Source organism: Micromonospora sp. FIMYZ51, from assembly GCF_038246755.1.
Classification (GTDB): domain Bacteria; phylum Actinomycetota; class Actinomycetes; order Mycobacteriales; family Micromonosporaceae; genus Micromonospora.
Genome location: NZ_CP134706.1, coordinates 6,556,312 through 6,582,449, shown reverse-complemented (window position 1 = coordinate 6,582,449; position 26,138 = coordinate 6,556,312). Strand labels below are relative to the sequence as shown.

Below are 26,138 nucleotides of genomic sequence, written 5' to 3'. Positions count from 1 at the left end.
GGATGAGCGAGCAGGACGAGCGGATCGTGCACCGGCCGACGCCGGAGGCCGCCCGCAGATTGGCGCCCCGGCTGGCGGCCCGGGCCACTGAGCACGACCGGGACGGCTCGTTCCCGGTCGACGATTTCGCCGACCTGCGCGCCGCCGGACTGTTCGGGCTGATGGTGCCCGCCGAGTTGGGCGGTGCCGGCGCCACGTTCGCCGAGTACGCGGCCGTCGCCACCGAGCTGGCCCGGGGCAACGGCGCGACCGCGCTGGTGTTCAACATGCACGCCTCGGTCACCGGCGCGCTCGGCGCGGTCACCGAGGAACTGGCCGAGGCGCTCGGCGTACCGGATGAGGCGCTGGCCGCCCGCGACCGGCTGCTGCGCGCGGCGGCCGAGGGGGCCTGGTACGCCGTCGCGATGAGTGAGCGCGGTGCCGGCGCCCGGCTCTCTCAGCTCGCCACGGTGTACCAGCCGGTCGAGGGCGGCTGGCGGATCAAGGGCAGCAAGACCTTCTGCTCCGGTGCCGGCCACGCGGACGGATACCTGGTGGCCGCCCGTAGCGCGGACGACCCGTCGGTGGTCTCGCAGTTTCTGGTCCCGGCGGGCGACGGCCTCACCGTCGAGCCGACCTGGGATTCGCTCGGCATGCGCGCCACCGCCTCGCACGACCTGCACCTGGACGTCACGGTGCCGGCCGACCGGCTGCTCGGTGGGGTGGAGGGGCTGGCTCTGGTGGTGGCCCAGCTGATGCCGCACTGGCTGGTGGCCAGCTACGCCGCGGTCTACGTGGGGGTGGCCCGAGCCTCGATCGACGCGGCGGCGGAGCACCTCAACGCGCGCAACCTCGCCGAGCTACCGGCGGTCCGTGCCCGGCTCGGCCGGGCCGACGCCGCGGTGGCGGCGGCGCAGTTGACGGTGGCCGAGGCGGCTCGCCGGGTGGACGAGGCCCCGGGTGACCCGGAGACCAACCGGTGGGTGTGGCGGGCCAAGCTGCTGGCCGGCACGACCGCCGCGGAGGTGGCCGCGTCCATGCTGGAGGCGGCCGGCACCTCCGCGACTCGGCGTGGTCACCCGCTGGAGCGTCTCTACCGGGACGCCCGGTGCGGATCGCTGCATCCGGCCACCTCCGACGTCTGCGCCGACTGGCTCGGGATCGCCGCGCTCGGTGGCGACCCGGACCGCGACGGATCAGCCCCTCGTTGGTGAGCGTGAGGAGTCCGAGCGAGAGGAAGGTGGGACCGTGTCCATACCGGTGATCGCGGGCGTGGGCGCGGCGCTACCGCCCGCCGCCGACCAGCAGGAACTGTGGGAGAAGTTCTTCTCCCGGCACTACTCCGGCGCCACCCGGAGCCTCGCCCAGCGGATTTTCGCGCACTCCGGGGTGAGTCGGCGACAGTCGGCGGTCAACCCGTTGCTCGAAGATGTCTCCGACTGGCCGACCGAACGGCGGATGCGCCGTTACCAGGTCGAGGCGTTGCCGTTGGGCAAGGAGGCCGTGGGTCGGGCGCTGACCGCAGCCGGTCTGGCCGCCGGTGACATCGGGCTCTTCGTCGTCTGTTCCTGCACCGGTTACGCCACCCCCGGGCTGGACATCCTGCTCGCCCGGGACCTGGGCATGGCCCCGTCGACCCAGCGGATGTTCGTCGGCCACATGGGCTGCTACGCGGCCCTGCCGGGGTTGGGCGCGGTCGGTGACTTCGTCACGGCGCGGGGGCGCCCGGCGTTGCTGCTCTGCGCGGAGTTGACCAGCCTGCATCTCCAGCCGTCCTCGGCGCGGGTGGACACCCAGCAGATCGTCTCCCACGCGCTCTTCTCGGACGCCGCGGTCGCCGCCGTGGTGGTTCCGGGCGGTCCGGGGTACGCGCTGCGGGAGGTCACCTCGGTGACCGACACCTCCACCGCCGATCACATGACCTGGGACGTGACCGACACCGGATTCCGGATGGGACTGTCGCCGAAGGTGCCGCAGGTGTTGTCGGCCCACGTTCAGGGGCTGGTGCACGACCTGCTGGCCCGGCACGGCTCCGAGGTGTCCGGGGTGGACGGCTGGGCCGTGCATCCCGGTGGTCCGCGCATTCTCAACGTGGTGGAACGCGAGTTGAACCTGGCGCCGACGGCGCTGGCCGCGTCGAGGCAGACCCTGGACGAGCACGGGAACTGCTCATCTCCGACGGTGCTGTTGATCCTCGACCGGCTGATCCGGGCCGCGCCGTCGGCCCGACGGGTGGTGATGCTGGCCTTCGGACCAGGGCTGACCCTCTACGCTGCGCTGCTGGAACGTCAGCCATGACCGGCCGACCGCTATACGCTTAATTTTATGGACGTCGATGACTCGGATCGGTTGCGGGGCGTTCTGCTCGCCGCCGTCGGCGCGGCGGTACTGCTCCTCGCGGGCTGGTGGTGGCGGGCGGCGTCGCCCACCGAGCCGCCGCCGGGGCGGTGGGCGGTGACCGCGATCGGGGCGGACGGATCGTCGCGGCTCACCGGGGTGTGGCGGGTGGACCCGGCCACGGGTGCCGTGGTCGCGGTGGACCCGTCGGGAGACGCCGGCTGGCAGGCCGAAGGGGCGGGTTCGGAGCTGCGGTTGGACCGGGACACCGGGCGCATACCCGTCGACCCGGGCTACGGCTATCCGGGTGGGCGCGGCGCCAGCGACAGGAACGTGGTGTGGGTCGAGCGTGCGACGCTGCGCCCGGGGGAAGCGCTCCTCCGGCAGGCACCGCTCGCGCGCGGTGAGTCACGGCTGCTGCGTTTCAGCTGCACCGGGCCGGGCGAGTTGCTGGTGATGGCCGCCGGTGCCCGGGCGGCGGACCCGATGACCATCGGCTGCGACGGGGCGGTGGCGACGGTGGAGATCACCGGAACCGGCGGGACGGCCGGGGTGTCCTTTTCGCCCGCCGGGGCGGCCCCGGTGGAGCTGGTGGCCCGGCTGACGCGCTGGTGAGCGCCCTCAACCGGCCAACCGGATCAGCTCGGCGTGGTAGTCGGAGACCGAGCCGACCTCGGGTACCACCAGGACGACCCGGCCGGTGCGATCGGCGAGCAGGGCGGTGACGCTGCCCGGGTGGGCCGGTGCGTGCAGGAAGTCGCGTAGGCCGCCGGCCGGGTCGGCCAGGGCGCGGACCGGGACCCCGGCGGGTGCCGCGCGCGGGCTGCCGGCGCCGACGGTGACCACGTTCACCCCCTCGGGCGCGGCCAGCGCGGTCTCGGTGACCAGGTCCGGGCAGGGGCAGCCCTCCACCAGCAGCACCACCGCCGGCAGCAGGCCGCGTAGCGGCACCGGGGACTGCCCGGCGTCGACCAGGTCGAGGGCGGGTAGCGCACGACCGGTCAACTGTGCGGGGGTCGGTTCCGGGCTGTCGGCGACGACCGGTCCCGGGGATCGGCTGGACCGGGGCCAGCTGACGGTGAGTAGACCGGCGACGGTGGTGACCACCGCGATCAGCAACACGAGCACGGGTACGCCGGGCGGTCGCCAGCGGCGGGATCGCCCGGCGGCGGCGCGGCGCAACTCGCGACGGATCAACTCGGCCTCGTCGGCCAGCGCGGAGGCGTCGTCCGGTACGACCACCCGGCCCCACTCGGGAGGCAGGTCCGGCAGCCCGGGACCGTCGGCGTCAGCCTTGCCCATCACGACCCCCTGGAACCTCGCGGGCGCGGACAGCCCCGCACCCTCCAGCGTCCCGCACCTCGCCCGGTACCGCTACCGCTGCCCACACTCGGGTACGGCGAGATACCATGGAGTGGGTGCGTGGCCCCTGATCGCCCAGCTGATCTCGGCTTCTCCGTGGACCGCACCAGCGGGTCATCCCGAGGTTACGGAGAGTGTTCGAATCATCGACTTGGCTGGCTGTCAAGCCGAAGAAATACCTCTCACAGGGCCCCTGAGCTGCGCCAACGGTCAGGACAGTGATGAGACATCGGTGCCTGAGCGTGTTACCCTAGACACAGCGAAAGGGGTTTCGAACCTATGGTTTTCAGTGTCGGCGAGACCGTTGTTTACCCCCACCACGGGGCCGCACTCATCGAGGCAATCGAGACTCGGGTCATTAAGGGCGAGCCCAAGCAGTACCTCGTCCTGAGGGTCGCGCAGGGTGACCTGACGGTCCGGGTACCAGCCGAGAACGCCGAGATCGTGGGTGTGCGCGAGGTGGTTGGTGAAGAGGGCCTGGGCAAGGTCTTCGACGTTCTCCGGGCTCCGCACACCGAGGAGCCGACCAACTGGTCGCGGCGTTACAAGGCGAATCTGGAGAAGCTGGCCTCCGGTAACCCGCTGAAGGTGGCCGAGGTCGTCCGCGACCTGTGGCGCCGGGAGCGGGAGCGGGGGCTTTCCGCGGGCGAGAAGCGCATGCTCGCCAAGGCCCGCGACATTCTCGTCGGCGAGGTCGCGCTTGCGGAGAAGAGCACCAAGGACGAGGCGGAGACGCTGCTCGACAAGGTGCTCACCGAGGCCTAGTTCGCAGAGCATCGTCGTACCCAATTCGTAGCGAAGAAACCATCGAGGACCGCGACGTGACCGCGCAGCTCAATCCGCGCGGTGACGTCGCGGTCCTCGTGCCTGCGGCCGGCGCCGGGGTACGCCTCGGTCCGGGCCGGCCGAAGGCCCTCCGTCTGCTGGCCGGAGAACCGCTCCTGGTGCACGCGGTCCGCCGGCTGGCCGCCGCCGAGTCGGTGCACACCATCGTGGTGGCCGCACCGGTCGGGGAGGTTTCCGCCGTGCATCACCTGCTTGCCCCGATCGCCCCGGTCACCGTGGTGCCCGGTGGGGCGGACCGGCAGGACTCGGTCGCTGCGGCGCTCGCCACCGTGCCGGCGGGACCCGACATCGTGCTGGTGCACGACGCGGCCCGCGCGCTCACCCCACCGGAGCTCGTGGAGTCGGTGGCCGCCGCGGTCCGGGCGGGTCACGACGCGGTCATCCCCGTCCTGCCGGTGGTGGACACGATCAAGGAAGTCGACGCGGGCGGGACGGTGCTCGGCACGGTCGACCGCTCCGCCCTGCGAGCCGTACAGACCCCGCAGGGCTTCCGCCGATCGGTGCTCGCCGCTGCGCACGCCGCCGCCGGCTCCGCGCTCACCGACGACGCCGGGTTGGTGGAGAAGCAGGGCGTACCGGTGTTCTGCGTACCCGGCTCGGACCACGCCTTGAAGATCACCCGGCCCTTCGACCTGGCCCTGGCCGAGCACTTGCTGGCGACCGGCCGATGACGCGTACCCTCGGTTCATGATCGTTCCTCGGGTGGCCATCGGCACCGACGTGCACGCCTTCGAGACCGGGCGGCCGTGCTGGGTGGCCGGGCTGCACTGGCCGGGCCAGGACGGTCTGGCCGGGCACTCCGACGCCGACGTGGCCGCCCATGCCGCCTGCAACGCGCTGCTCTCCGCCGCCGGTCTCGGTGACCTCGGCGCCAACTTCGGGGTCGACAAACCCGAGTGGTCCGGGGCGAGCGGTCAGGCGCTGCTGACCGAGTCCGCGCGCCGGGTGCGCGCCGCCGGTTTCGCCATCGGCAACGTGTCGGTGCAGGTCGTCGGCGTACGGCCCAAGATCGGCCCACGACGCGAGGAGGCCCAGCGGGTGCTCTCCGCCGCGGTCGGCGCGCCGGTCACCGTATCCGCCGCCACCACCGACGGCCTGGGCTTCACCGGTCGGGGTGAGGGGCTCGCCGGGATCGCGGTGGCGCTGGTGTACGAGCAGCCGAGCGCCTAGGCTCGCGCGATGCCCGCCGACGTTCCCGCTGACCCGTCCGCCGCCGACGGCTACCTCCAGCGCGCCACGCTCCTCGCCGAGCTGGGTCGCTACGACGAGGCGGCAACCGAACTCGGCTTCGCCCTCGCCCTCGACCCGGCCGCCGTCGACACGCTGATCATGCTGGCCCGGGTACACCTGGCCGCCGGCCGGCCCGCCGAAGCGCTGGCCGTAGCCGAGTCCGCCGTCGCCGCCGGGCCGGGCCGGGTACCCCCGCTCGTCGTCCGTGGCCTGGCCCTGGGCGACCTGGAACGGTACGCCGAGGCCGCCCGCACCGCCGACGAGATTCTGGCGTTGGGGCCGCAGGACGCGTACGCCCAGCGCAGCGCGGCGGCGATCCTGGCCGGCTCGCGCAACGGGCAGCCGGCGCTGAACGCGGCCTGGCACGGGGTGGAGTTGGCCCCCGAAGAGCCGCAGGCGCACCTGGTGCTCGGTCTGGTCGCGGCCAACATGCGGATGTTCGACCTGGCTGAACGGGCCTACCGGGAGGCGCTGCGGTTGGATCCGCGCCTGGCCGAGGCGACCGACGACGTCGGGGTGCTGCGACTGGAGCAACGCCGGTGGAGCGCGACGCTGGAGCAACTGGCGGAAGCGGCGGTGACGAGCATGCCGTCGGCCGACCCGAGCAGTCGCGACACGACGCGGAACGAACCGGGTCGCCCGGAGGACCCGAGCCGACCGGAGGACGACAGACGCCCGCTCGACGAACCCCGACCGGATTCGCCATGGCCCGGCTCCTCGCAAGGCGGCGTACCCGGGCCGAGTGTGTCCCGGGATGACGGGTCGGGGTCGGGTGTGCCCCGGGACGGTGTGTCCGGGCCGGGGGGTGCTGGTTCGGAGCCGCCGGCCTGGCCGGCCGGAGACCGCCCGGTCGACGAGGGTCGGACCGGACCCGAGCGGAGCGCGGATCGGGATTCTTCAAGTGCGGCCGGTCCGTACGGCGTCGGCGGGACCGGCGCTGGGCCGTACGGAGCGGGTGGGACCGGCGCTGGGCCGTACGGCACGGGTGGGACCGGTGGTGGGCCGTATGGGGCGGGTGGTGGGACCGGTGGTGGGCCGTATGGGGCCGGTGGGACCGGTGCTGGGCCGTTCGAGCCCGGGCACCCCGGCATGGGGCCGGTGACGGATCGGGCCGTACCGGCCGCACTGCGGCAGCTGGTGGTCTGGGGTACCGGCTGGTCGGTGGTGTCGGCGGTCCTGGTGGCCTGCACGGCCGCCACCGGACCCGGGTTCTCCCGCTTCATCGCCCTGCTGGCTGCCCTTGGCGGCGGGATCGTGGTCTGGCGGCAGGCGTCGCGGCTGCCCGGCCTGACCCGGACGGTCCTGCCGGTGCTGCGGCGTACCGACCGCACGCTCGCCCTGGCCGTCTACGCCGCCTGTGCGGCACCCGCGCTGATCCTGTTCTACGCCCTCTTCGGCACGCCGTGGCCGCTGATCCTGGCAATCGGAGTCGGCGTCGCCGCTCAGCTCGCGATCATCTCCCGTCCAGTGGCCTGAGCCCCGACCGAGTCCGCCCCGGGCGCCTGCCTGGCGTGCCCGCCCTGGCGTGCCCGCTCGGGCCGCCTGCGCCCTCGGCTGCGTGTGTGCTCGGGCGGTGTGTGTGCTCGGGCGGTGTGCGCGCTCGGGCGGTGTGTGTGCTCGGCGCGGTGTTAAAAGGGGGCCCTTCCTCTACCGCAGGCGTTAATAGGGGGCCCTTCCTTTCACCGGCGGGCCCAGGTCCAGGCGTAGGCGGGGTCCTCGCAGTCGGGGGCGGCGTCGCATAGGTCGAGCGGGCGGAAGGTGTCGACCATGACCGCCAGTTCGTCGAAGAAGTCCACGCCGATGGAGCGTTCCGCCGCGCCGGGCTGCGGGCCGTGCGTGAAACCGGACGGGTGCAGCGAGATGGAACCCTGCTCGATGCCGGAGCCTCGCCGGGCCTCGTAGTTGCCGCCGGTGTAGAAGAGCATCTCGTCGGAGTCGACGTTGTGGTGGTGGTAGGGCACCGGGATGGCGTCCGGGTGGTAGTCGACCTTGCGGGGCACGAACGAGCAGATCACGAAGTTCGGACCCTGGAACGTCTGGTGCACCGGTGGCGGCTGGTGGATCCGGCCGGTGATCGGCTCGAAGTCGTGGATGGAGAAGGCCCAGGGGTAGAGGTGGCCGTCCCAGCCGACCACGTCGAACGGGTGGTTGGCGTAGACGTGGCGGGTCCAGCCTCGTCGGTGGCGGACCAGCACCTCGACGTCGGTGCCGTCGACAAGCAGCGGGGTGTCCGGTCCCCGGACATCGCGCTCGCAGTACGGCGAGTGCTCCAGGAACTGGCCGCGTACCGAGAGGTAGCGCTTGGGCGGGCCGATGTGCCCGGAAGCCTCGATGGCGAGCAGTCGGGTCGGCGAGTCGCCGGTGGGCACCAGGCGGTGCACCGTCGAGGTGGGAATGATCACGTAGTCGCCGGCCACCGCGTCAAGCACGCCGAAGGACGACTCGACCCGCAGCGTGCCGGCCTCGACGTAGAGACACTGGTCGCCGGTGGCGTCCCGGAACAGCGGGGAGGGCCGGTCGGCCTGCACGTACGCGATTCGTACGTCGTCGTTGGCGAGCAGGTACCGCCGACCGAGGATCGGGTCGGCGCCGGTGCCGTCGAGCTTGTGGGTACGCAGGTGTCGGGGCTTGAGCGGCAGGTTGGGCACCCGGGTGACGGCGGGCGGGGTGAACTCCTCGGCGGCGACGATGGCCGTCGGGGCGTACCGGTGGTACAGCAGCGACGAGTCGGAGGAGAAGCCCTCCTGGCCCATCAACTCCTCGGTGTAGAGGCTGCCGTCGGGCTGCCGGAACTGGGTGTGGCGCTTGCGTGGCACCTCGCCGACGCTGCGGTAGTACGGCATGTCGCCTCCGGTCACCGAGCCTGTGGCGTCCGATTATCGGACGCTGTTGTCCGCTTATCACAGCGTCCCGTACATTCTTGTCTCGTGTCAACGCAGCTGCCCGCACTCGTCGCCGGTCTGGTCGACGACGCCGCCGTCTTCCCGCCGGGCAGCGCCTCGGTGCCCGCCGCCGTGATCGCCCACCGGCAACACCGGGCGGCCTGGTACGCCGACCTCGTCGGCCCACTGCTGCTGCCCGCCACGGCGGTCACCGCAGGCGAACTGGACGGCCTGATCGACCCCGCTGAGGGCCTCGCCATCGGGCTGATCGGCGACACGGGTCTCGACCAGCTGCCCTTCGCGCTCTCCTTCCTGCCTCCACTCGGGGTGAGCGTCCGGCAGATCGAGGCACCGGTGGCCAAGCGGGGCGAGGACCCCCAGCCGGGCCTGACCGAGCTGGTCAAGCTCACCCAGCGGCTGGAGACCGTGCCGGTGTATGCGGAGATCCCGCTCACCTTCGGGCTGACGGGCGCGCTGGACGCCCTCGCCGAGGCGCGGAGCCGAGGGCTGCCGATCGCCGCCAAGTTCCGCACCGGTGGGCTGGCCGCCGAGCTCTTTCCCAGCCCGGCCGAGCTGGCCGCGGTGATCAGGGCGTGCCGGGACCGGGAGGTGCCGTTCAAGCTGACCGCCGGACTGCACCACGCGGTGCGGCACGTCGACCCGGAGACGGGCTTCACCCACCACGGCTTCGGCAACGTGCTCGCCGCGACGTTGGCCGCCGCCGAGGGGGCCGGAGTGGACACCATCGCCGAGTTGCTCACCGTCCGCGACGAACGACCGTTGGTCCAGTGGACCGATGGTCGTCGGCACGCGGCACGCCCGCTCTGGGTGGGCTTCGGCTCGTGCAGCATCGCGGAACCCCTGGCCGACCTGATCCGGCTGGGCCTGGTGAACTCCGACGACGACCACCTCACGAACGGGAGCGACAGAGCATGAGCTGGGTGACGGGTGTGCAGGGTTCGGGTTACGGCGTGCAGCACCTGCCGTACGGGGTGTTCCGCACCGGCTCCGCCGAGCCACGGATCGGCGTACGCATCGGGGATCTGGTGTTCGACCTGGCCGGTGCGGAGGCGGCCGACCTGGTGCTGGCGGGCGGAGCGTTTGGCCGACCGACGCTCAACGCGTTCCTGGCACTGGGACGACCGCAGTGGACGGCGGTGCGACAGCGGATCACCGAGCTGCTCACCGACCCGGCCCACCGGGCGGCGGTGGAACCGCTGCTGGTGCCGTTGACCGAGGTGCGGATGGAGTTGCCCTTCGAGGTCGCCGACTACGTCGACTTCTACTCCTCGGAACAGCACGCCTCGAACGTGGGGCAGATCTTCCGGCCCGGCCAGCCGCCGCTGCTGCCCAACTGGAAGCACCTGCCGATCGGCTACCACGGCCGGGCCGGCACGGTGGTGGTCTCCGGCACCCCGGTGGTCCGCCCGCAGGGGCAGCGACCCGGCCGCGAGGGGCCGACCTTCGGTCCTTCGGCGCGGCTCGACATCGAGGCCGAGGTCGGCTTCGTGGTCGGCGTACCGAGCCCGCTCGGCCGTCGGGTCGCCGCTGCCGACTTCACCGACCACGTCTTCGGCGTGGTGCTGGTGAACGACTGGTCGGCCCGGGACATTCAGGCCTGGGAGTACCAACCCCTCGGGCCCTTCCTGGGCAAGTCGTTCGCCACCTCGGTGGCCGCCTGGGTGACCCCGCTGGACGCGCTCCGGCACGCCTTCGTGCCCGCGCCCGAGCAGGACCCGCCGGTGGCCGAGTACCTGCGCGACGAACCCCACCTCGGGCTGGACCTGCGGCTGACGGTGAGCTGGAACGGCGAGCCGGTCAGCGAGCCCCCGTTCGCCGGGATGTACTGGACGCCGGCCCAGCAACTGGCCCACCTGACCGTCAACGGTGCCTCGCTGCGCACCGGCGACCTGTACGCCTCCGGCACGGTTTCCGGCCCCCGGCGCGACCAGGTCGGCTCGTTCCTGGAACTCACCTGGGGTGGCGCCGAGCCGGTCACGGTGGCCGGAGCGGAACGCACCTTCCTCGCCGACGGTGACACTGTGACGATCACCGCCACCGCCCCCGGGCCGGACGGCAGCGTCATCGCGTTGGGCGAGGTGACGGGCACGGTACAGCCGGCCCGCTGACCCCTTTCCGACAGGTGGCCGCTATCGCACCGGCTGTGCGATGACACTCCGTCACCAACCTCGTTGATCGCCTCGGAATTCCGTCGCCACGCCGCGCCGGGCCGACCGCGCCCCCCGTCTCGGTCGGCCCGGTCCCGGTCTGGCGACATGTCGAAGCCGAGGGAGATGACACGATGCACGATTTCGTGGGCGCGGTCTGGCGTACCAGCAGTCGCTCCAATGACCAGGGTCTCTGCGTGGAGGTGGCCGACAACCTGGCCCGAGCTCACGGCGTGGTGGGCATCCGCGACTCCAAGGACCAGAGCGGCCCGGTGCTGACGGTCAGCCCGCCCGGCTGGAGCGCGTTCGTCGACGCGATCCGGACGGGCCGTTTCACCCGCTGAGGGACAGGGGTCTCCGGGGGTGGAATATCTGTCCCGGGGACCCCGGACCGCATTGACCGGGCGTACCGTCGACGTCACGGGAGGTGGCATGTCGACGGTTGCGGTCAACAGATTGGTCCCGGCGCCCACGGCCGACCTGTGGCGCCTGCTCACCGACCTGCCCCGGCGCTTCCCGCCCGACGTGCCGGTCGAGGTGCTGACACCCGGGCGGTTCGGGCCGGGCACCGCCTGGCGCGAGACGCGAATCCGCCCGGACGGCAGCCCGCTGGCCGAGGAGTTCGTCGTGTTGGCGGCCGAGCCACCCAGGCGGCTGGTGCTCGGCTCGCCCGGCGACGGCGTCGACTACCGGATCACCTGGACGCTGCGGGACGTACGCCGCCGTCGCCGCCGGTACGCGGCGGTGACCGTGACGGTGCAGGCCCGGCCCGCCGCGCCGGCCGGTCGGGCGGTCGCGTTGCTGCTCGGCGGCCTGGCCGCAGGTGCCGCCGAGAAGGTGTTGCGGCAGGACATCGCCGCCCTGGCCGCCGCCGCCGATCGCCACCGAGCCGCCTGAGCAGCCCGCCTGAGCAGTCCCGCTCCGGACCGCCTGAGCAGCCCGCCTGATCGGCCCGCCTGCGCAGTCCCGCCCCCCGGGCCGGTGTCGGCCCGGGGCGCAGGCTCGTCCCCGGCCGGTGTCGGCCGCTGGGTAGGGTGCCGGGCGGGGAGGTGCGGCATGAGGTTGGCGACGGGCGGGCGTCGGATCGTGGCGGCGGTGGTGGCGGTGGGCGTCGCCGCGGCGACCGCGATCATCGCGTACCGCGTGCTGGCCCCGGCCGAGGTGGTCACCACCGCCCGGGCCGCCTACCCGACGCTGCCCACCCCCGAGGCCGGCGTGGTGGGCCGGCTGCCGGTCACGCCGCTGATCGTCGACGGTCGGCTGCGGGTGTACGCCGCACAGCGACAGGTCTACGCCGACCAGCCGGCCGACGAACGGCACCGACGCACCCCGTACTGGTCGTATCGGCGTTGGCCGGCGACGCTTGACGCGGTGGTGGCCAGCGGGACGACCGTGGTGAGTCGATGGTCGGACGGGCGGCTGGTGGCGCTCGATGCGCGTACCGGGCAGGTCGCGTGGCGGGCCGACGGGCCGGAACCGGACCAGGAGCGGTCGGGCCGGCGCACCGGTACGACCACCGTCTGGCAGCCGCGCGGATTCTCGCTGGGCCGCAGCGGCGACGGCCGCGACGTGCTGGTGAGTTCCGGGGCGGGCCAGGTCGCGGCGGTCGACCTGGCCGGTGGCACGCCGCTGTGGCGGGCCGAGGTGGATGCGGGCTGTCGGGAACCGGTCGGCCCCAGCACCAGCGGCCAGTTGTTGACCGTCGACGACTGCGCCGGGCCGCCGACGGTGGAATTCCGCGACCTGGCGACCGGTGAGGTGACCGGCCGCTGGCGTCCGCCGGACGCCGGTGCCGACCTCACCGCCACGCTCTTCGGCTGCACCTCGGACGGTGCCGGCTGTGCCGCGCTGCGGACCGCCGGACCGGGGGACGCGACCGCCCGAAGTTGGCTGCTCGGCACCGGTGACCCGGTCCTGGTGCCGGCACTGGCCGCGACCGGTACCGAACTGGTCGGCCGGATGGCGGTGACCTTGGCGGACGGAGAGCTGGTCGGCCGCGCGGTCCCGGATGGCGTCGAGCGCTGGCGGGTCGCCGTGGGGCTGGGCCGGCTGGTCGCCGTGCAGACCGGGCGGGTGCACCTGCTGACCGAGGAGAACGAACTGGTCACGGTGGATCCGTCGACCGGCGGGCAGCTGTCCCGGTTCGTGCTCAACGTCGGCTCCGACGGCACGGGATGGACCCCGGGCCTGGCGTACGCGGCCGACGGGTACGTGGTCGTGGAGCGGCTGCGTCGTCCCGTCGACCCCGACGGGGACGAGCAGCGCTACTACTTCACCTCCGAGCCACTGATCATCGCCGCGACCTGATCGCGCGCCGGTCGGGACGTGGGCCGGTGCCCGCCCGCCGGAACGGACGGGTCACCGCCCAGTCAGGCCAGGGCCGACTCGGCTGCCGCGAGGAAGGTGTCGTTCTCGGCCGGGGTGCCGATGGTGACCCGGACCCCGTCGCCAGCGAACGGCCGGACGATCACCCCGCGCGACTCGCACGCCTTGCCGAACTCCACCGCCCGGTCGCCGAGCGGCAGCCAGACAAAGTTGGCCTGGCTGGTCGGCACGTCCGGCACCAGCTTCCGCAGCGCCTCGGTGATCCGGTCCCGCTCGGCCACCACCAGGTCGCAGCGCCGCCGCACCTCGTCGGCCTGGTCGAGGGCGGCCAGCGCCCCCGCCTGCGCGGCCAGGCTGGTGGAGAAGGGGGTGACGACCTTGCGGACCGCGGCGGCCACCTCCGGCTGGGCGACCAGGAAGCCGATCCGCAGGCCGGCCAGGCCCCAAGCCTTGGAGAGGGTACGCAGCACCGCCACGTTGGGCCGGTCGGCGTAGCCGAGCCCGTCGGGCACCTCGGGGTCGGTGACGAACTCCCGGTACGCCTCGTCGATGACCACGAGCACGTCGTCCGGTACCGCGTCGAGGAAGCGGTCCAGCTCGGCCCGGCGTACCGCGGTGCCGGTCGGGTTGTTGGGGTTGCAGACCAGGATCATCCGGGTCCGGTCGGTCACGGCCGCCGCCATCGCCGCCAGGTCGTGCCCGTGCCCGGCGTCGTTGGGCACCCGCACGCTGGTCGCGCCGCTGGTCGCCGCGATGATCGGGTACGCCTCGAACGAGCGCCACGAGTAGAGCAACTCGTCGCCGGGCAGGCAGGTCGCCCGGACCAGGTGCTCGGCCAACGCCACCGAGCCGCAGCCGGTGGCGATCCGGTCCGGGTCCACCTCGTACCGCTCGGCCAGCGCCTGGCGGAGCGCCACCACGCCCATGTCCGGGTAGCGATGCACCCCGGCGACGGCCTCGGCGACCGCCTCGACCACGCCGGGCAGTGGGCCGTACGGGACCTCGTTGCTGGCCAGCTTGATCGCCTCGGGCAGGCCCAGCTCGCGGGCCAGGTCGGCGGGACTGCGGCCGGGTACGTAGTTGGGCAGCGCATCCAGGTCGGCGCGGGTCAGCCGCGGGGTTGTCCGGTGGCGTCCGGTGTCGGTCATGGGGTGTCTCCCGGGGGATTGGCGCGGTCGGCGGGGGTGCGGGGAACCTTCACCACCACGGTCTGCGCACGCTTGTCGTGCAGCGCCTGCCGCAGCGGGTGGTCGAAGAGGGGGGAGAGCGCGTCGATCAGCTGGAGCAGCAGGCCGAGGCCACAGCAGTACCAGAGCAGGGTGGGCAGGCCGAGAGTGTTCCACCGGCGCAGCGCCCGGCCGAAGCCGAGCGGCGCGTCCGCCTCCACGGGCAGCACCTTGATGCCGGCCACCCGCTTGCCGAAGGTCTGTCCGTTGGCCGCCATCGCCGGCACCTCGTACGCCAGCCAGAGCGAGGTGGCGATCAGCAGGATCACCACGAGCAGCGAGCCGGCCTGCTCACCTGCGGCCGGAAACGGCTCGGTCGTCCGGTCCTGGGCCTGTACCCGCCGCCAGAACTCGTCGACGACGGGGGAGAGCTCCGCGAGGTAGCGCCAGAAGAACCAGCCGTTCACCAGCGCGTTGAGCGCGAAGACGATGCCGAAGTCGATCAGCCGGGCGGTCAGCCGGGCACCGAACGAGGCCAGCGGCAGCCCGTGCGGCCGGATCTCCGGCGGTTGCCCGGGCCAGGTCGGCGGGTGCACCCAGCTCGGCGGGGCTCCCGGGGCACCGGTCGGCTGACCGGGTGGTACGCCCTGCGGCCAGCCAGCGGGCGGACCGGACGACGGAGTCGCCCCGGGGTGCCGTTCGGCCGGCGGGCCGGTGGGCTCGGTCGCCGGTGTCGCCGGCTCCGGTTCGGGTTCGGGTTCGGGCTCGGGTGGGCCTGCGGGCGGGGTGGCATCGACCGGAATGGGTGCGCCGATCCAACCCTCGCCGTCCCAGTACCTCCGGGTCTGCGGGTCGGCGGGATCGACATACCAACCGGGTGCCACGCTCACGTCGGTGCCTCGCTGTGCTCGCTCACCTCGACACCTTAACGACGACCGTTCCGGGGAACTCGACCTGGCGGCACCGCAGCCAGGGCGTACGGTGCTGTCGCAGCCTGCGGACCGATGCGCAACCCGGCGCCGCCGGTGGCGGGCGGCGGCCCACCGACCGGCGGCGTCGGGTACGACAGCGAATGGGTCACGCTGGACAGTTTTACAGGTTGCCGCGCTTCTCCTGCTCCCGCTCGATCGCCTCGAAGAGGGCCTTGAAGTTGCCCTTGCCGAAACCGAGCGAGCCGTGCCGCTCGATCAGCTCGAAGAAGACGGTCGGGCGGTCCTGCACCGGCTTGGTGAAGATCTGCAACAGGTAGCCGTCCTCGTCCCGGTCGACCAGGATCTTGCGGGCCTTCAGCTCCTCGATCGGTACGCGTACCTCGCCGATGCGGGCGCGCAGCTCCGGGTCGTCGTAGTACGAGTCCGGGGTGTCCAGGAAGTCGACACCGGCGGCCCGCATCGCGTCCACGCTGGCCAGGATGTCGTTTGTGGCGACCGCGATGTGCTGGGCGCCCGGGCCCTGGTAGAACTCCAGATACTCGTCGATCTGCGACTTCTTGCGGGCGATCGCCGGCTCGTTGAGCGGGAACTTCACCTTGCGGGTGCCGTTCGCGACGACCTTGCTCATCAGCGCCGAGTAGTCGGTGGCGATGTCGTCGCCGACGAACTCCGCCATGTTGGTGAAGCCCATGACCCGCTTGTAGAACTCGACCCACTCGTCCATCCGGCCCAGTTCCACGTTGCCGACGACGTGGTCGACCGCCTGGAAGAAGCGCTTCGGCTGGATGCCGGCGTCGATCATCGGCTGCCGGTCCACGATCGGCCCGCGCGCGACGAAGCCGGGCAGGAACGGGCCGGTGTAGCGGGACCGGTCGACCAGGGTGTGCCGGGTGTCGCCGTACGCGGCGATGGCCGCCATCCGGACGGTGCCGTGCTCGTCGCTGACGTCGTGCGGCTCCACCAGGCCGGTCGCACCCTGCGCGGTGGCGTGCGCGTACGCGGCGTCCACGTCCGGCACCTCCAGCGCGATGTCGGAGACCCCGTCGCTGTGCTTCGCCACGTGCTCGGTGCCCTCGGCGTCGGGGCGTACCGCGCCGGTCAGCACGAACCGGGCCGAGCCGCTTGTCAGCACGTACTGGGCGTGGTCGCGGTAGCCCTGCTCCGGGCCCCGGTACGCCACACAGGTCATGCCGAACGCGGTGGAGTAGTAGTGCGCCGCCTGCTTGGCGTTGCCTACCAGGAAGTGCACGTGGTCGAGGCCCTTGACCGGGAACGGGTCGCGGGCGATGTCGTGGTCGACGGCGCCGACGAGGGCATCGACGTCGATCTCCTCGGTCGACTGGGGTCGGTCGATCGCCTGGGTCATTGTGGTCTCCCTTGCGTACCGGCCGGCCTCGGGGGCCGACGCTGTGCTCTTCCCCGGACTATCACCGCGCGCCGGTTCACTAGGCAACTGTCACCTTTCTAGCTGGTCAGGTTGTGCAGGAAGTAGGGTCATGTGCCATGAACGCTGGTCAAGCTGCACAGCTAGACGCGCTGGACGTCTCCCTGATCGAACTGCTCACCGAGGAACCCCGGATCGGCGTGCTGGAGTGTTCCCGCCGGCTCGGCGTGGCCCGGGGCACCGTGCAGGCGCGGCTGGACAAGCTGGTCGACCGGGGCGTGATCGGCGGTTTCGGGCCCACGGTCGCGCCGAGGGCGATCGGCTTCGCGGTGACCAGCTTCGTCACCCTGGAGATCAGCCAGCGGCATGGGCACGATCCGGTCACCAGTCACCTGGCGGGAATCCCGGAGGTGCTGGAGGCGCACACGATCACCGGCTCCAGCGACCTGCTCTGCCGGATCGTGGCCCGCTCGAACGCCGACCTGCAACGGGTGATCGACCAGATCGTGGCGTACGAGGGAATCAGCCGCGCCTCCACCATCATCGCCCTGGCCGAGCAGATCCCCTACCGCGTCCTCCCCCTCCTCCGCTCCGCCTTGGTTGAAGGAAGGGCCCCTTCTTAACGCCTGGTGTATAGGAAGGGCCCCCTTTTAACTTCGGCGGCGTCTAGTCGGCGGCGAGGGCGTCGCCCAGCGGGGTACGCCGGTAGTGCACGGCCCGACCGGAACGGACCCGGCTGACCAGGCCCGCGTCCCGCAGCACCGACAGGTGGTCGCCGACACCGCCCAGGCTCAGCCCGAGTTGGGCGACGAGCTGACTGGTGGTGGCGGGCAGCGCGAGCGCCCGCAGCACCGCCGCCCGGGAGCGCCCGACCAGCCGGTCCAGCGCGTCGTCGGGCCGGGCCGGATCCGGCGGGCCGAGCAGCTCGGCCACCCCGGAGGCCGGGTAGACGATCGCGTACGGCCAGGGCGGTTGGACGTAATTGATCATCATGCCGAAGACGGTGGGGATGAACAGCAGGCCGCTGCCGTCGAGCGAGTAGCTGCGGGAATCCCGATCGGCCACCTCGATCGCGCCGAGGCCGCCGCTGGACACCCAGCGCAGTCGCGGGTCCAGGTCCGCGATGGCGGCCCCCCAGCCGTACGCGAGGAGCCGGCCGGCGCGGCGCACCAGATCCCGCTCAAGTACCGCCCGCAACCGGGGCCAGTCCGGTTCGACCAGGTGTGTCCAGGACGCCTCGATGGCATCGGCGATCTGGTCCACCACGTCCGGGGCGTCGTAGATCTGGCGGGCGTACGCCGGTGGGGTTCGAAGTCCCGTGAGGTTGCGGGCCAGTTCGTCGCGGGCCTGCGCAAGCGGAGTGGCGCGGACCACCGCGAGTTCGTCGGCGAAATCCCGGCCGGTGCCGTCCGGCGGTGGCTGGATGAAGTCGGCGTTGTATCCGCCGCGGCGTAGCAGCGCGATCAGCGCCCCCACTGCCGGCAGTTCCCGACGCAACCGGTCGAACGCTTGTCGGGTCCGCGCCACCCAGGGCATCAGCCCGGGCACGGCGTGCTGCCCGGTGTGCAGCCGAAGCGCCCAGACCGCCTCGCCCAGCGGCGAGATGGCGAACCGGCTGGCCGCCAGGTCGGCCGGGGTGACCTCGATCTGCATCACTCGACCTTTCGCTCAGCAGCGAAAGCATAGTGCGGTCCGGACTGCACCGGCACGCTGGCCAGCGTGAACAGCAGCAGTACGACGGCAGCCCCGAGGACGCCGGACCGGCCGGCCACCTTCCGGGACGTCTTCGCCGTCGCCGAGTTCCGGGTGGTCTTCGCCAGCTTCGGCGTCTTCATGATCGGCGAGACGGTGAAGATGCTCGCCCTCTCCGTGCTCGTCTACGAACGCACCGGTTCCGGCCTACTGGCCGCCCTGGCGTACGTGACCGGGTTCCTGCCGCACGCACTGGGCGGGCTGTTCCTGTTGGCGCTGGCCGACCGGTGGCCGGCGCGCGGACTGATCGTCGGCTACGACCTGCTGCGACTGGCCATGGTCGCGGTACTCGCCACCGGGCTGCTTTCCCCCTCGGCGATGCTCGGTCTGGTCGCGGTGGTGGCACTGTTCGGCCCGGTCAGCAGCGCCGCCCGGAACGCGCTGCTGCCGGAACTGCTGCGCGGCGACGCGTACGTGCTGGGACGTTCGTTGTTCAGCGTGGCGGCCGGCGGTACCCAGGTGGCCGGGTTCGCTCTCGGTGGCCTGATGCTCGGCCTGGTCGGACCGTACGGTGCGCTCTGGCTCACCGCAGCGACCTGCGGTCTGTCCGCGCTGATGGTGCGGGTCGGCCTGGCCCGCCGTCCCGCCCGGTCGCACTCGATCTCGGCGCCGGACGGGCCGGCCCGGACCGGAGCGGTCCGCGAGACGATGCGGGTCAACCGGCAACTCTTCGCCGACCGTCGGATCCGGGGACTGCTGCTCGCCCAGTGGTTGCCCGGTTCGCTGCTGGTCGGCGCGGAAGGAGTCGCCGTACCGTACGCGGCCGACCTGGGGCCGGGCGCGAATGCCGGCGTACTGCTGATGGCCGGCGCGGGCGGGATGCTTGTCGGTGACCTGCTGGTGGGGCGGTTCGTGGCGCCGGCCCGCCGCGAACGGTGGACGCCGTGGCTGGCGTTGTTGCTCGGCCTGCCCATGCTGGCGTTCCTGGCCACACCGGCGCTGATACCGGCGGCGGCGCTGTTCGCGGTGGCCACCGCAGGGTTCGCCTATCAGCTCGGGCTGGCGCGGCGGTTCCTCGACGCGGTTCCCGAGGTACGCCGGGGGCAGGCGTTCGGACTGCTCAGCACCGGCATGATGGCCGCACAGGGGCTGGCGGCGGCGGGCGCGGGCGTGCTCAGTGAGACGCTCGCGCCCGGTGTGGTGATGGCCGTCGCCGGTGCCGCATCGGTAATCGCCACCCTGACCCTGTGGCCGGTCCTCACCCCGGCACGTGCCCGGCGATGAGCCGTGCCGGCGATGAGCCGTGCCCGGCGATCGCCGCGTCGTGCTGTGGTTGTTAAAAGGGGGCCCTTTTACTACCTGAGACGTTAATAAGGGGCCCTTCCTTGCACGACACGCGGTGGGGTGCGGGCGGTGGGGGGTGTGGGTGGCTACCGTGTTCCGGTGGCGAAGGGGAGCGGCCTCGGCGTACGTGGCGGGCTGCTGCTCGGCCTGATCATCGTGGTAGTGCTCGCGGCGACCGGAGTGTGGAATCCGTTTCCGGGAATGTGGGAGTGGGTCAACCGCCGTCAGCCGATCTCCGAGCCGGACGTGGTCTGGCAGGAACGGATCGGTGGCACCCCGCGCAGCGTCACGATCGCCGGTGACGCCGTGGTGGTCGAGCAGCGTACCCGGGTCGAGGCGCGCAGCCTGGCCGCCGGCAGCCAACTGTGGGAGCGGAAGGCCGACTGGACCGCCGTGGCCGGCGCTGGTGCCGAAGCCGTGGTCGTCGTCGGCCGGCTGTTGGTCAAGGGGTACGAGGTGCTCGACCCGACGACCGGGGCGACCCGGCGGCGGGACGACGACGCGGTGGCGGTCTGGACCTACCGGAACCTGTTGCTCGACGCGCGTTGCGTCGAGGCGACGGACTGCACCCTCAGTGCCTGGGAACCGCGCGGGACCGCTCCGCTGTGGACCGCCTTCCTGCCGGGGGTGAGCAGCGGCCTGTTCGCCGACAACCCGAATTTGCTCGACACCCGTCGACTCACCACCGCCCGCATCCACGACGAGGTGGCCGGCCCGGAAGCGGTGCCACCGCTGCTCGGCTTCCCGGTCGACGGCCGGGTGCACGTGGTCGACACCGCCACCGGCCGGGTGTTGCAGAACGTCGAACCCGGTCGGGACGAGCGGTTGGCGGTGATCGGGGGACGCCTGCTGCACATCGCCGCCCGGTCCCAGGACGGCAGCTGCTACTTCGCCATTTCCGGCCGGGATCCGGCCAGCGGGCAGGAGACGTGGCAGCGCGCCGGGCTCAACCTGCGTACCGCCGACAGCGCCGGGTGCGTGCAGCGGGAGGACCCGTACGGTGCCCGCAACGTGCTGGTCGGGGTAGCGCCCGACGGCCGGGAGACGGTGCTCGACGGGTACGACGGGCGGCTGCTGCTGGTGGTCGAGAACGCCGAACGGGTGCTCGCGGTGGACGACCGGTACGCGGTGGTGCGTACCGGCGATCGGGGTGCGGTCTCGACCCGTGAACTCGGCTCCGGCCAGGTGCGGTGGAACCGGCCGGCCGGTGCGAAGGCGGGTGCCGCGCTGACGCCGTACGCCGTCGTCCTGGCCGACGAGAAGCCGAACCGCCTGGCGGCGCTCGATCCCCGCACCGGACTGGAGTTGGCGGTGCTGCGCACCTCGGCGAATGCGCTCGCGGTCGGGCCGGCCGGCATGGTGATCGGAGAGGGGCGCGAGATCGGGTACGTCCGGTTCGGCGCGGGCGACCCACCGCGCGACGGTGCTCCCCCGGGCGACGGCACCGGCCCGGCGCTCGGGCCCGCCAACCCCGGCGATGGCCCGCGACCGCAGGACAGCTGCGGTCCGAAGAACGAGTTGTGTGTGGCCCCGGACACCGGCAAGTGACCGTCCACCGGGACGGATGAGCGCACCCCACCCGGCGGGTGGGACCGGTCGAGCCATCTGCCCTAGGCTTTCTCGACATGAGTAGTGCCGCCGCCGAATTCTCGTACGCGCCCCTGCTGCCGACCGGTCCCGACCAGACGGAGTACCGCCTGGTCACCGACGAGGGGGTCGACGTCGTCAACGGTCCGGGTGGTCGGCGGTTCCTCACCGTGGACCCGGCCGCGTTGACCGCGTTGACCGCCGAGGCGATGCACGACATCGCGCACTTCCTGCGTCCGGCGCACCTGGCCCAGCTGCGTTCGATCATCGACGACCCGGCGGCCTCGCCGAACGACCGGTTCGTCGCGCTGGACCTGCTGCGCAACGCCAACATCGCCGCCGGCGGGGTGCTGCCGATGTGCCAGGACACCGGCACCGCGATCGTGATGGGCAAGCGTGGCCGGCACGTGCTCACCGACGGCACCGACGCCGAGGCGATCTCCCGTGGTGTGTGGCAGGCGTACACCCGGCTCAACCTGCGCTACTCCCAGCTCGCCCCGCTGACCATGTGGGAGGAGCGGAACACCGGCAGCAACCTGCCCGCCCAGGTGGAGTTGTACGCCGAGGACCCGGACGGGCACCCGGACGCGTACAAGTTCCTCTTCATGGCCAAGGGCGGTGGCTCGGCCAACAAGTCGTACCTCTACCAGGAGACCAAGGCGCTGCTGAACCCGACGCGGATGATGCAGTTCCTGGAGGAGAAGCTGCGGTTGATCGGCACTTCGGCCTGCCCGCCGTACCACCTGGCCGTGGTGATCGGTGGCACCAGCGCCGAGTACGCCCTGAAGACGGCCAAGTACGCCTCCGCGAAGTACCTCGACGCGCTGCCCACCTCCGGCTCGATGAGCGCCCACGGTTTCCGGGACCTGGAGTTGGAGGCGGAGGTGCTGGAGCTGACCCGCAACTTCGGCATCGGCGCGCAGTTCGGCGGGCGTTACTTCTGCCACGACGTGCGGGTGGTGCGGCTGCCCCGGCACGGCGCCTCCTGCCCGGTGGCGATCGCGGTGTCGTGTTCGGCGGACCGGCAGGCGGTCGCCAAGATCACCCCGTCGGGGGTGTGGCTGGAGCGACTGGAAACCGACCCGGCCCGCTACCTGCCCGAGGTCACCGAGGCGCAGCTGGACAGCTCCGAGGTGGTCCACGTCGACCTGAACCGTCCGATGGACGAGATCCGGGCCGAACTCGCCAAGTACCCGGTCAAGACCCGGCTTTCGCTCACCGGCCCGCTGGTGGTCGCCCGGGACATCGCGCACGCCAAGATCGCCGAGCGGTTGGATGCCGGCGAGCCGATGCCGCAGTACCTGCGGGACCACGCGGTCTACTACGCCGGCCCGGCGAAGACCCCGGAGGGCTACGCCTCCGGTTCGTTCGGCCCGACCACCGCCGGCCGGATGGACGCGTACGTGGAGAAGTTCCAGGCTGCCGGCGGGTCGATGGTGATGCTGGCCAAGGGCAACCGGTCCGCGCAGGTGACCCGTTCCTGCGCGCAGCACGGTGGCTTCTACCTCGGCTCGATCGGTGGCCCCGCCGCTCGGCTCGCCCAGGACTGCATCCGGCATGTGGAGGTCCTGGAATACGCGGAGCTGGGCATGGAGGCGATCTGGAAAATCGAGGTGGCGGACTTCCCGGCCTTCATCGTCGTCGACGACAAGGGCAACGACTTCTTCGCCGAGGTGACCAAGCCGGTGCTCACCATCGGCCGCCGCTGACCCGGCCGCCCGGCCGCCGTTCGACATCGGTGCGCCCGCCCCACTGAGCGGGCGCACCGCCCCCGTCGATTGCAGCGCGTGCAACCCGGAACAGTCTCCGACCTTCCACTGTCGATCCACTCTCAGATCACTATCAGCTCGATGGGACTATCGGTGATCGCCGAGCTACTCTGCTGGAAGTTGCACCATCGCCGGGGCGGGGGAGCGGATGCGGTTTCAGATCCTGGGGCCACTGCGCGTCGGTGCGGGCGAAACCACCATCACCGCAGGTCGAGACCGGGTCGTACTCGCAGTCCTGCTGCTGCGGGCCAACCGCATCGTGCCGGTCGATGAGCTGGTGGACGCCATCTGGGAAGAGCATCCCCCGGTCACCGCCCGAGCTCAGCTCCAGACCTGCGTGTCCCGGTTGCGACAGCGCTTCGCCGGCCTCGGGCTGCCGCCGGAGACCATCGTCACCGACCCGGTCGGCTATGGCGTCCACACCGCTCCCGGCGAACTGGACACCGAGGTTTTCGCCCGCCACGTCGATGCCGCTCGGGCCGCGCTCGCGACCGGGCAGCTGATCGACGCGCGCCGGCAGTTCCGGGCCGCGCTGCAATTGTCCCGTGGGGCGGCGCTCAGCGGGATTCCGAATCAGAGCGTGCGGCGGCGGGCCCAGGCGCTTGACGAACAGGTCCTCGCGGTGTTCGAGGAGTGTGTGGACGTCGAGCTGCGGCTCGGCCACGCGGCGGCGCTGCTCGACGAGTTGAGCGAGCGATTGGAGCAGCACCCGTTGCGGGAGCGCCTGCGCGGACAGCTCATGCTGGCGCTCTCGGCGGTCGGCCGGCAGGCGGACGCGCTCGTGCTGTACCGGGAAGGTCGCCGCCGGTACGCCGAGGAACTCGGCATCGAGCCGGGTGCCGGGTTGCAGGAACTGCATCAGCGGGTGCTCGCCGGCGATCTCGCCGTCGCCGGTTCGACCCGCCGCGACACCGCCCCGGTACGCGGGCTGCCCCGGTCGATCAGCGACTTCACCGGCCGCTCGGAGACGGTCGCCCGGCTGGTCAAGGAGATCGAGGAAGGGGAGACCCGGCTCCAACTGATCGACGGGATGGCCGGCAGCGGCAAGACCACCCTGGCCGTGCACGTGGCCACCCAGCTGGCCGACCAGTATCCGGATGCCCAGCTCTTCATCGATCTGCACGGGCACAGCGAGCGGGCGCCGCTGAGCCCGGCCGCCGCGCTGGCCACCCTGCTGCGGCAGCTCGGGGTGCCGGCCGAGCGCATCCCGGTCGAGCTGGACGACCGGGTGGCCCGCTGGCGTACCGAACTTGCCGACCGGCGTGCCCTGGTGCTGCTGGACAATGCCGCCACCGCCGCGCAGGTCACGCCACTGCTGCCAAACGGCCCCGGCTGCCTGACCCTGGTCACCAGCCGGCGCCGGCTGGTGGGTCTGGACGGGGGGCGACCGTCGTCCCTGCCCGTGCTCGCCCCGGACGAGGCGATCGAGCTGCTCGATCGGGTGGCCGGCGGTGAGCGGGTGGCGGCGGAGCCGGCAGCTGCCGCCGAGGTGGTACGCCGCTGCGGCTATCTGCCGCTGGCGATCCGGCTGGCCGGCGCCCGACTGGTGCACCGTCCCCGGTGGCGGATCGCCGATCTGGCCGAACGGCTTGCCGGCAGCCGTGACACGCTTGCCGAACTGGCCGCCGGGCAACGCTCCGTCGGGGACGCCTTCGCCCTGTCGTACGCGCAGGTGTCGCCGGCCGCGCAGCGGACCTTCCGACTGCTCGGGCTGCATCCGGACGTACGCTTCGACAGCACGGTCGCCGCGGCCCTGGTCGACCTGCCGCTGCCCGAGGCACAGGACCTGCTGGACGAACTTGTCGACGCCCATCTGGTGGACGAGCCGGAACCCGGCCGGTACCGGCTGCACGATCTGGTCCGGGAGTACGCCCGGACGCTGTTGAGCGAACCGGCCCACGCCACGGAACGGCAGGCCGCGCTGCACCGGCTGCTCGATCACCATCTGCACGTGCTCGCGACGATCAGCCGACAGGTCGAGCAGCCGATCAGCCGGCGTACCCTCACCCTGCCCGATCCGCCGCGACCCGACCTGGTGGCGGTCTGCGCCGCTCGCGGGGTGGCCTGGTTCGACGAGCAGCGCTCGACGTTGGTGGCGCTGGTCAGACTGGCGGAGGAACACTTTCCCCGGCACTGCTGGCAGCTGGCTCGGGCCTGCTGGCGGCTGCTCTACAACGGCGGGCACCTCGATGAGTTGGTCGAGACGCACAATGCTGGTCTGCGGGCGGCCGAGACTCTCGGCGACGAGTCCGCGACCGCGCTGTTGCTCAACTACCTCGCCTCCGCCGAGTTCCGGCTGGCCCGTTTCGCGCAGGCGATCCGGCTGTTGGAGCGGGTGGTCGAGCTGTGCCGGCGCAACGAGCTGTCCCAGCTGCTGCCGAACGCGCTGTGGAACCTCGGCATCGCCAGCTCCACCAGTGGCGGCCCACGCCGCGCCGCCGCGTACTTCCGGGAGGCGGCGCCGTTGCTGCGCGGCGCTGACCAGCGAACTGAGCAGGCGGCTCTGCTGACCAACCTGACCTTCGCACTGATCTCCTGGGGCCGGTACGAGGAGGCGCTGCGGGCCAGCCGCAACCACCTGATGCTGGCCCGGGCGCTTGGTGACCGCCGGCAGCTGGCGAACGCCGTGGGGCACACCGGCATCGTGCGCCATCGGTTGGGACACATCGGGCCGGCGCGGCGGTTGCTGCGGGCGGGGCTGGCCCTTCAGCGCGAGGTAGACAGCCGGTTCAACGAGGGCGAGGTGCTCAACGAGCTCGGTGTGATCGAGCGCGAGGCCGGCCGGCCGGAGGAGGCGGCGGCGTTGCACCGGCAGGCGCTGATCCTGATCAGCGAGGTCGGGGACCTGGTCGGCCAGTGTGCGTCCCGCAATCTGCTGGCCCGCGCCATTCTCGACCAGGGCGACGTACGCAGCGCCCAGGACCTGTTCGGGCGGGTGTTGCTCGACGCCACGAGGATCGAGCACCGCTACGAGCAGGCGCGTGCGCTTGACGGCATCGCCCGCTGCGTGCGGGACCGCGACCCGGTCGCGGCCAGGTCCCACTGGGTTCGGGCGCTGTCGCTGCTGCGTCAGGTCGAGTCGCCCGATGCTGCTGAGGTCGAGCGGCAGCTGGACGAGCTGCCACCGGTGTGATC

At 72.2% G+C, this 26,138-nt stretch carries 22 protein-coding genes and 1 pseudogene; 17 read left to right on the top strand and 6 right to left on the bottom strand.

Annotated features, from left to right (window positions below; genetic code table 11):
* The first annotated feature begins 2 nt into the window (after positions 1-2).
* The 3 genes from QQG74_RS29625 to QQG74_RS29615 are packed head-to-tail and all read left to right on the top strand — an operon-like array spanning position 3 to position 2,931.
* Positions 3-1,193 carry an acyl-CoA dehydrogenase family protein gene (locus QQG74_RS29625; RefSeq protein WP_341717926.1) on the top strand — a complete coding sequence of 397 codons (1,191 nt, stop codon included), beginning with the start codon at positions 3-5 and terminating at the stop codon, positions 1,191-1,193.
* A gap of 34 nt (positions 1,194-1,227) precedes the next feature.
* On the top strand, positions 1,228-2,277 hold the full coding sequence (locus QQG74_RS29620) for a 3-oxoacyl-[acyl-carrier-protein] synthase III C-terminal domain-containing protein (RefSeq protein WP_341717925.1): 1,050 nt from the start codon (positions 1,228-1,230) through the stop codon (positions 2,275-2,277).
* Positions 2,278-2,304: 27 nt separating this feature from the next.
* On the top strand, positions 2,305-2,931 hold the full coding sequence (locus tag QQG74_RS29615) for a hypothetical protein (protein WP_341717924.1): 627 nt from the start codon (positions 2,305-2,307) through the stop codon (positions 2,929-2,931).
* Positions 2,932-2,937: 6 nt separating this feature from the next.
* On the opposite strand, the gene QQG74_RS29610 is transcribed toward QQG74_RS29615, so the two are convergent.
* Positions 2,938-3,618, bottom strand: a complete 681-nt coding sequence (locus QQG74_RS29610; RefSeq protein WP_341717923.1) for a hypothetical protein — start codon at positions 3,616-3,618, stop codon at positions 2,938-2,940.
* Positions 3,619-3,957: 339 nt separating this feature from the next.
* On the opposite strand from QQG74_RS29610, the gene QQG74_RS29605 reads away from it, so the two are divergent.
* From QQG74_RS29605 to QQG74_RS29590, 4 genes and pseudogenes are all read left to right on the top strand, one after another.
* A complete protein-coding gene (locus QQG74_RS29605) occupies positions 3,958-4,443 on the top strand; it encodes a CarD family transcriptional regulator (protein ID WP_007073334.1) in 486 nt (161 codons plus the stop codon).
* Between the two features lie 56 nt (positions 4,444-4,499).
* A complete protein-coding gene (gene ispD, locus QQG74_RS29600) occupies positions 4,500-5,195 on the top strand; it encodes a 2-C-methyl-D-erythritol 4-phosphate cytidylyltransferase (protein WP_341717922.1) in 696 nt (231 codons plus the stop codon).
* Positions 5,196-5,211: 16 nt separating this feature from the next.
* On the top strand, positions 5,212-5,694 hold the full coding sequence (gene ispF, locus QQG74_RS29595) for a 2-C-methyl-D-erythritol 2,4-cyclodiphosphate synthase (RefSeq protein WP_341717921.1): 483 nt from the start codon (positions 5,212-5,214) through the stop codon (positions 5,692-5,694).
* A 9-nt stretch (positions 5,695-5,703) separates the two neighbouring features.
* A pseudogene (locus QQG74_RS29590) lies at positions 5,704-6,330 on the top strand (tetratricopeptide repeat protein); the annotation flags it as partial.
* A 1,103-nt stretch (positions 6,331-7,433) separates the two neighbouring features.
* Here QQG74_RS29590 and QQG74_RS29585 read toward each other — a convergent pair.
* Positions 7,434-8,597 (bottom strand): cupin domain-containing protein, encoded by a 1,164-nt coding sequence (locus QQG74_RS29585; protein ID WP_341717920.1) that lies wholly within the window; start codon positions 8,595-8,597, stop codon positions 7,434-7,436.
* Positions 8,598-8,681: 84 nt separating this feature from the next.
* Here QQG74_RS29585 and QQG74_RS29580 point away from each other — a divergent pair, with 84 nt between their 5' ends.
* The 5 genes from QQG74_RS29580 (at position 8,682) to QQG74_RS29560 (ending at position 13,111) form a co-directional block, all read left to right on the top strand.
* Positions 8,682-9,572, top strand: a complete 891-nt coding sequence (locus QQG74_RS29580) for a hypothetical protein (RefSeq protein ID WP_341717919.1) — start codon at positions 8,682-8,684, stop codon at positions 9,570-9,572.
* Positions 9,569-10,765 carry a fumarylacetoacetase gene (gene fahA, locus QQG74_RS29575; protein WP_341717918.1) on the top strand — a complete coding sequence of 399 codons (1,197 nt, stop codon included), beginning with the start codon at positions 9,569-9,571 and terminating at the stop codon, positions 10,763-10,765. The genes QQG74_RS29580 and fahA overlap by 4 nt, the downstream gene beginning before the upstream one ends.
* 173 nt (positions 10,766-10,938) lie before the next feature.
* Positions 10,939-11,148, top strand: a complete 210-nt coding sequence (locus QQG74_RS29570; RefSeq protein ID WP_341717917.1) for a DUF397 domain-containing protein — start codon at positions 10,939-10,941, stop codon at positions 11,146-11,148.
* Between the two features lie 88 nt (positions 11,149-11,236).
* Positions 11,237-11,701: an SRPBCC domain-containing protein gene (locus QQG74_RS29565; RefSeq protein WP_341717916.1), complete on the top strand. Its 465-nt coding sequence runs from the start codon at positions 11,237-11,239 to the stop codon at positions 11,699-11,701.
* Positions 11,702-11,860: 159 nt separating this feature from the next.
* Positions 11,861-13,111, top strand: a complete 1,251-nt coding sequence (locus QQG74_RS29560; RefSeq protein ID WP_341717915.1) for a PQQ-binding-like beta-propeller repeat protein — start codon at positions 11,861-11,863, stop codon at positions 13,109-13,111.
* 62 nt (positions 13,112-13,173) lie between these two features.
* Here the strand turns inward: QQG74_RS29560 and hisC are convergent, their stop codons facing one another.
* The 3 genes from hisC to hppD all read right to left on the bottom strand — a co-directional run bounded on the left by hisC (position 13,174) and on the right by hppD (position 16,593).
* Positions 13,174-14,277 carry a histidinol-phosphate transaminase gene (hisC, locus tag QQG74_RS29555; RefSeq protein WP_341717914.1) on the bottom strand — a complete coding sequence of 368 codons (1,104 nt, stop codon included), beginning with the start codon at positions 14,275-14,277 and terminating at the stop codon, positions 13,174-13,176.
* Positions 14,274-15,185, bottom strand: coding sequence for an RDD family protein (locus tag QQG74_RS29550; protein ID WP_341717913.1), 912 nt, complete (start codon positions 15,183-15,185; stop codon positions 14,274-14,276). Before QQG74_RS29550 ends, hisC begins: the two co-directional genes overlap by 4 nt.
* A gap of 202 nt (positions 15,186-15,387) precedes the next feature.
* Positions 15,388-16,593 carry a 4-hydroxyphenylpyruvate dioxygenase gene (gene hppD / locus QQG74_RS29545; protein WP_341717912.1) on the bottom strand — a complete coding sequence of 402 codons (1,206 nt, stop codon included), beginning with the start codon at positions 16,591-16,593 and terminating at the stop codon, positions 15,388-15,390.
* A 137-nt stretch (positions 16,594-16,730) separates the two neighbouring features.
* Here hppD and QQG74_RS29540 point away from each other — a divergent pair, with 137 nt between their 5' ends.
* Positions 16,731-17,234: an Lrp/AsnC family transcriptional regulator gene (locus QQG74_RS29540; RefSeq protein WP_341717911.1), complete on the top strand. Its 504-nt coding sequence runs from the start codon at positions 16,731-16,733 to the stop codon at positions 17,232-17,234.
* Between the two features lie 43 nt (positions 17,235-17,277).
* On the opposite strand, the gene QQG74_RS29535 is transcribed toward QQG74_RS29540, so the two are convergent.
* The gene (locus QQG74_RS29535; protein WP_341717910.1) at positions 17,278-18,264 is read right to left on the bottom strand and encodes a winged helix-turn-helix domain-containing protein; all 987 of its coding nucleotides are present in this window, start codon (positions 18,262-18,264) and stop codon (positions 17,278-17,280) included.
* A 66-nt stretch (positions 18,265-18,330) separates the two neighbouring features.
* Here QQG74_RS29535 and QQG74_RS29530 point away from each other — a divergent pair, with 66 nt between their 5' ends.
* From QQG74_RS29530 to QQG74_RS29515, 4 genes are all read left to right on the top strand, one after another.
* Positions 18,331-19,587 (top strand): MFS transporter, encoded by a 1,257-nt coding sequence (locus tag QQG74_RS29530; RefSeq protein ID WP_341717909.1) that lies wholly within the window; start codon positions 18,331-18,333, stop codon positions 19,585-19,587.
* Between the two features lie 159 nt (positions 19,588-19,746).
* Positions 19,747-21,195, top strand: coding sequence for a PQQ-binding-like beta-propeller repeat protein (locus tag QQG74_RS29525; protein ID WP_341717908.1), 1,449 nt, complete (start codon positions 19,747-19,749; stop codon positions 21,193-21,195).
* Between the two features lie 77 nt (positions 21,196-21,272).
* The gene (locus QQG74_RS29520) at positions 21,273-22,943 is read left to right on the top strand and encodes a fumarate hydratase (protein ID WP_341717907.1); all 1,671 of its coding nucleotides are present in this window, start codon (positions 21,273-21,275) and stop codon (positions 22,941-22,943) included.
* 208 nt (positions 22,944-23,151) lie between these two features.
* Positions 23,152-26,136 (top strand): BTAD domain-containing putative transcriptional regulator, encoded by a 2,985-nt coding sequence (locus tag QQG74_RS29515; RefSeq protein WP_341717906.1) that lies wholly within the window; start codon positions 23,152-23,154, stop codon positions 26,134-26,136.
* The last annotated feature ends 2 nt before the right edge of the window (positions 26,137-26,138 follow it).

Bases quoted from the DNA above. Each gene is read 5' to 3' on its own strand.
- QQG74_RS29625 (WP_341717926.1), top strand. From the start codon at position 3: ATGAGCGAGCAGGACGAGCGGATCGTGCACCGGCCGACGCCGGAGGCC.
- QQG74_RS29615 (WP_341717924.1), top strand. From the start codon at position 2,305: ATGGACGTCGATGACTCGGATCGGTTGCGGGGCGTTCTGCTCGCCGCC.
- QQG74_RS29610 (WP_341717923.1), bottom strand. From the start codon at position 3,618: ATGGGCAAGGCTGACGCCGACGGTCCCGGGCTGCCGGACCTGCCTCCC.
- QQG74_RS29605 (WP_007073334.1), top strand. From the start codon at position 3,958: ATGGTTTTCAGTGTCGGCGAGACCGTTGTTTACCCCCACCACGGGGCC.
- ispF (WP_341717921.1), top strand. From the start codon at position 5,212: ATGATCGTTCCTCGGGTGGCCATCGGCACCGACGTGCACGCCTTCGAG.
- QQG74_RS29585 (WP_341717920.1), bottom strand. From the start codon at position 8,597: ATGCCGTACTACCGCAGCGTCGGCGAGGTGCCACGCAAGCGCCACACC.
- fahA (WP_341717918.1), top strand. From the start codon at position 9,569: ATGAGCTGGGTGACGGGTGTGCAGGGTTCGGGTTACGGCGTGCAGCAC.
- QQG74_RS29570 (WP_341717917.1), top strand. From the start codon at position 10,939: ATGCACGATTTCGTGGGCGCGGTCTGGCGTACCAGCAGTCGCTCCAAT.
- QQG74_RS29565 (WP_341717916.1), top strand. From the start codon at position 11,237: ATGTCGACGGTTGCGGTCAACAGATTGGTCCCGGCGCCCACGGCCGAC.
- QQG74_RS29560 (WP_341717915.1), top strand. From the start codon at position 11,861: ATGAGGTTGGCGACGGGCGGGCGTCGGATCGTGGCGGCGGTGGTGGCG.
- hisC (WP_341717914.1), bottom strand. From the start codon at position 14,277: ATGACCGACACCGGACGCCACCGGACAACCCCGCGGCTGACCCGCGCC.
- hppD (WP_341717912.1), bottom strand. From the start codon at position 16,593: ATGACCCAGGCGATCGACCGACCCCAGTCGACCGAGGAGATCGACGTC.
- QQG74_RS29540 (WP_341717911.1), top strand. From the start codon at position 16,731: ATGAACGCTGGTCAAGCTGCACAGCTAGACGCGCTGGACGTCTCCCTG.
- QQG74_RS29535 (WP_341717910.1), bottom strand. From the start codon at position 18,264: ATGCAGATCGAGGTCACCCCGGCCGACCTGGCGGCCAGCCGGTTCGCC.
- QQG74_RS29520 (WP_341717907.1), top strand. From the start codon at position 21,273: ATGAGTAGTGCCGCCGCCGAATTCTCGTACGCGCCCCTGCTGCCGACC.
- QQG74_RS29515 (WP_341717906.1), top strand. From the start codon at position 23,152: ATGCGGTTTCAGATCCTGGGGCCACTGCGCGTCGGTGCGGGCGAAACC.